The organism is Pseudomonas sp. GL-B-26 (assembly GCF_019947405.1).
GTDB lineage: Bacteria > Pseudomonadota > Gammaproteobacteria > Pseudomonadales > Pseudomonadaceae > Aquipseudomonas.
In genome coordinates, this window is the sequence record NZ_JAGYGJ010000092.1 from 1 (window position 1) to 4,827 (window position 4,827).

Annotated in this window: 4 protein-coding genes; 1 reads left to right on the forward strand and 3 read right to left on the reverse strand. The window is 59.6% G+C overall.

Annotated elements, in window-relative coordinates; translation table 11 throughout:
- Positions 1–100 precede the first annotated feature (100 nt).
- From KGB23_RS29940 to KGB23_RS29950, 3 genes are all read right to left on the reverse strand, one after another.
- The gene (locus tag KGB23_RS29940) at positions 101–1,054 is read right to left on the reverse strand and encodes an adenosine deaminase (RefSeq protein ID WP_102615717.1); all 954 of its coding nucleotides are present in this window, start codon (positions 1,052–1,054) and stop codon (positions 101–103) included.
- An 82-nt stretch (positions 1,055–1,136) separates the two neighbouring features.
- A complete protein-coding gene (locus KGB23_RS29945) occupies positions 1,137–2,102 on the reverse strand; it encodes a 2-oxoglutarate and iron-dependent oxygenase domain-containing protein (RefSeq protein WP_223433686.1) in 966 nt (321 codons plus the stop codon).
- Between the two features lie 158 nt (positions 2,103–2,260).
- Positions 2,261–3,343 carry a BMP family ABC transporter substrate-binding protein gene (locus KGB23_RS29950; protein ID WP_223433687.1) on the reverse strand — a complete coding sequence of 361 codons (1,083 nt, stop codon included), beginning with the start codon at positions 3,341–3,343 and terminating at the stop codon, positions 2,261–2,263.
- Positions 3,344–3,641: 298 nt separating this feature from the next.
- On the opposite strand from KGB23_RS29950, the gene KGB23_RS29955 reads away from it, so the two are divergent.
- Positions 3,642–4,730, forward strand: a complete 1,089-nt coding sequence (locus KGB23_RS29955; protein WP_223433688.1) for a calcium:proton antiporter — start codon at positions 3,642–3,644, stop codon at positions 4,728–4,730.
- The last annotated feature ends 97 nt before the right edge of the window (positions 4,731–4,827 follow it).

A 4,827-nucleotide genomic window follows, 5' to 3' on the forward strand; every position in this document is an offset into this window, starting at 1 on the left:
GTGGTGTGGGTGTTCGGGATGGAGACCCGGGGCAAGACACTGGAGGAATTGAGCGAAGCCACGATCGTCAGTTGAACACTGAGCCAATGTGGGAGCGGACTTACGGTTTCACAAGCCGAGCATCCAGGCTGTTCTGCGCCAATCGCTTGGCCTGATCCTGGGTCATGCCCAAATGGGTATACAGCGCATGGAAGTTCTCGGTGACATAACCGCCGAAGTACGCCGGGTCATCCGAGTTCACGGTCACTTTCACGCCACGTTCCAGCATGTCGAGAATGTTGTGCTGAGACATGTGATCGAACACGCAGAGTTTGGTGTTCGACAACGGGCACACGGTCAACGGGATTTGCTCGTCGATGATCCGCTGCATCAAACGCTCGTCTTCAATGGCGCGCACGCCATGGTCGATGCGCTGGATTTTCAGCAAGTCGAGGGCTTCCCAGATGTACTCGGGCGGGCCTTCTTCACCGGCGTGGGCAACGGTCAGGAAGCCTTCGTGACGGGCACGATCAAACACGCGCTGGAACTTGCTCGGCGGGTGACCCATTTCCGAACTGTCCAGACCGACAGCGACAAACGCATCACGGAACGGCAGCGCCTGGTCGAGGGTTTTCTCGGCTTCTTCTTCGCTCAAGTGACGCAGGAAGCTCAGGATCAAACCGCTGGTGATGCCCAGTTGCTGCTCGCCATCTTTTAGTGCGGCGGCGATGCCGTTGAGCACCACTTCGAACGGCACGCCACGGTCGGTGTGGGTCTGCGGGTCGAAGAACGGTTCAGTGTGAATCACGTTCTGCGCCTTGCAACGCAACAGGTAGGCCCAGGTCAGGTCGTAGAAATCCTGAGAGGTGCGCAACACGTCGGCGCCCTGGTAATACAGGTCGAGAAACTCTTGCAGGTTGTTGAAGGCGTAGGCCTTGCGCAGGGTTTCGACATCGCTCCACGGCAGGGCGATCTTGTTGCGTTCGGCCAGGGCGAACAGCAACTCGGGCTCCAGCGAACCCTCAAGGTGCAGGTGCAGTTCTGCCTTGGGCAGGGCGTTCAGCCAGTCGTACATAGTCTTTTCTCATCAGGTGCAGATGGCGAGCATTCTACAGATGCCCGTGGAAACAATTAGAAAAACCTGACCAGCCGGTTCATTACAGCGCTTCCTGTTCCCGTCGATAGGCGTAGGTATCGGCGAAGCGCGAGAGCAGGAATTCGGCGCAGGTGGTGGCCGGATACTGTGCCGGGTGCCGTTCATCCTGGCAGCCGGGCAGGCATTCGATGACCGTGTCGGGGTGCGGCTCGGCGAAGAACGGCATCGAGTAACGGTCCACGCCCAGCGGGCTGATCACCCTGTGCGGCGTCGACAGGTAACGGTCGTTGCTCCAGCGCGCCATCATGTCGCCGAGGTTGACCACGAACGTGCCGTCGATCGGCGGTGCATCGATCCACTCGCCTTTGACGTTTCGCACTTGCAGGCCGCCGGCGGCATCTTGATACAGCAGGGTGATGCAACCGTAATCGGTGTGGGCGCCGGCGCCTTGCTGCTCTTCGGAACTGGCGGTGTGGCGCGGTGGGTAATGAATCATCCGCAGCACGCTGACCGGCTCAACGAAACGGGTGTCGAAAAAGTCGCGCTCGATGCCCAGTGCCATGGTCATGGCCCGTAACAGGGTTAGGGCCAAGGCCTGCATGTCGACGTAATGTTGCTCCATCAGCGATTCCCAGCCGGGCATCGACGGGTGGCGGTTGGGGCCGCGCAGCGGTTTTTCTGCCAACACTTCAGGATGATCGGCCGGCAGGTGCAGGCCCATGTCGAAGGTTTCTTTCAGGTCGCTGGGTTTGCCCGGGTCGAGTTGTTCGGTGGCGATGGCGCCATAACCGCGGTGGTGACGGGTTTGGGTGATGTCGATCTTGAGTTTTTCGGCGGCGGGCAGGGCGAAGAAACGTTGGGCGTTGTCGAGTACGGCGTTAATGCGCGCGGCGCTGATTGGGTGACCTTTGATGTAGAAGAAGCCCCACTCGCGGCAGGCGTGGTCGATCTCGGCGGCCACGGCTGGCCAAGCGTTTTGGTCATCGCTGTAGAGCGGGCTGATGTCGATGATCGGGAGTTTGTTCATGCGCAGTCCTTAAGAACGCTGAAAATCCAATGTGGGAGCGGCGGTGCGACGATTCGACTTGCTCGCGAAGACGGCAGAGCATTCAACATTGATGTTGGCTGACACACCGCCTTCGCGAGCAAGCCCGCTCCCACAGGGTTTTGTGTTCGTGGCCGGAATTACTTCGGAATGTCGGCCTTCATGCCTTCAACGTAGTAGTTCATTGATGCCAGCTCCGCATTACTCGCCGTCGCGCCCGCTGCAATCTTCTCGACGCCTGTCTGATCCTTGATCGGTCCGGTGAACGGGTGGAATGCGCCGCTCTTGATGTCAGCAATGATCTGCTCTGCCTCGGCTTTCACCGGTGCTGGCACCAGATCGCTGATCGGCAACTCAACCGTACCTTCCTTCAAACCACCCCAGTAATCCTGCGACTTCCACGTGTGGTCGAGCACGCTTTGGGTCGCCTGAATGTAGTGCGGGCCCCAGTCGTTGACGATGGACGTCAGCACCGCTTTTGGCCCGAAGTGCGCCATGTCCGAAGCGTAGCCCACGGCATACACGCCACGACGTTCAGCCGCCTGGATCGGCGCCGGGCTGTCGGTGTGCTGGAACACCACGTCCACACCCTGATCGATCAACGCATTGGCGGCATCGGCTTCTTTGCCCGGATCGAACCAGGAGTTGACCCACACCACCTTGATCTCGGTGCCGGGGTTGTATTTGTTCAGGGCCAGTTGAATGGCGTTGATGTCGCGGATCACTTCCGGGATCGGGAAGGACGCGACGTAACCGATCTTCTTGGTCCTGGTCATCTTCGCCGCGAGAAAACCGCCGACGTAGCGACCTTCATAGGTGCGCGCCAGGTAGGTGCCGAGGTTCTTGTCCTGCTTGTAGCCGGTGGCGTGTTCGAAGGTCACCTTGGGAAATTGTTTGGCGACTTTCAGGGTCGGGTTCATGTAGCCGAAGGACGTGGTGAAGATCAGGTCGTAGTTGTCCTTGGCCATGTTGCGGATCACCCGCTCGGCGTCGGCGCCTTCAGCAACGTTTTCCACGTAATTGGTGGTGATCTGGTTGCCGAGTTTTTCTGCCAACGCCTTGCGCCCCTGTTCATGCTGATACGTCCAGCCGTGGTCGCCAATCGGACCGATGTAGACGAAGCCGACTTTCAGCGGGTCGGCGGCACTGGCAGTCAGGCTTGCGCTCAGACCGATGGCCGCGGCAACGGCGCAAAGCAGCTTCTTCAACGGACGTTTGTGCATGAATTCGAACTCCATGTTGTTGTGAGGTTGGCAGGGCCAATGCAAATTACTGACCAACAGGACAACAAAATCGCCGAAACCGTGGTGAAGCCTTCGCGAGCAAGCCCGCTCCCACAGGGGAATGCGATCCAATGTGGGAGCGGGCTTGCTCGCGAAGAGGCCCGCAAGGCCGATAAAAGTGCATGGCCTGACACGGCTGCCATCCACTGGTGCGCTAAGGTGTAACGAAACGTTAGCGCCGCCCCACAGTCAGTAGCTCATCACACTGGTTTCGCTCCACACGGCAAAAAGGCCCGCAATGCTCACACTCCTCAAGCAAGAAAAGTTTCTGCTGCTGGCCCTGCTCGCCGCCGTCGTCGCCTATCCGCTGGAACACTGGATGCTGCACAGCGGCCAACCCATTGCGCTCACCGCCGGCCTGGTGCTGATCGCGTTCATCGTCGTTGCCTCCATGCGCGTCGCCCATCACGCCGAGCTGCTCGCGGAAAAAGTCGGCGACCCCTACGGCACGATGATCCTGACCCTGGCCGCCGTGCTGGTGGAAGTGGTGATCCTGGCGATCATGATGAGCAACGAGGCCTCGCCGACCCTGGTGCGCGACACGATTTATTCGGCGGTAATGCTCGACATCAATGGCATTCTCGGCCTCGCTGCGTTGATGGGCGGGCTCAAGCATGGCGAACAGTCCTACAACGATGACTCGGCCCGTAGCTACAGCGTGATGATTCTCACCGCCATGGGCGTTTCCATGGTGGTGCCGGAGTTCATTCCCGAAGCCAACTGGAAACTCTATTCGGCGTTCACCATCGGCGCGATGATCGTGCTCTACGCCCTGTTCCTGCGCATGCAGGTCGGGCCGCACAGCTATTTCTTCAGCTACAGCTACCCGGAAAAACGCCGCAAGAAAGTCCCGGAGGAAGAACCTGAGCCCATCAATCTGGTGCTGAGTATCGGCACGTTGGTGTTCGGCGTGGTGGTGATCGGCGCATTGGCCGAAGTGATGTCCAAGACCCTCGACCTGGGCCTGGAAGGGACGGGCGCACCGCCGGTGATCACGGCGATCCTGGTGGCGGCAATCTCGGCGGCGCCGGAGATTCTGACCGCGTTGCGGGCGGCACTGGCCAACCGCATGCAGTCGGTGGTCAACATCGCCATGGGCGCATCGCTGTCGACGGTGATCCTGACGGTGCCGGTGATGGAAGCGATGGCGCTCTACACCGGCCAGCCGTTCCAGATGGCGATGACCCCGGTGCAGACCGTGATGGTCTTCCTCACCCTGATCGTCAGCGCAATCAACCTCAACGATGGCGAAACCAATGCCATCGAAGGCATGACCCACTTTGTGCTGTTTGCGACCTTCATCATGTTGTCGCTGCTGGGTCTCTGAACACACCACAAAACCACTGTGGGAGCGGGCTTGCTCGCGAATGCGGTGGGTCAGTCAGTATCAATGTTGACTGACACACCGCATTCGCGAGCAAGCC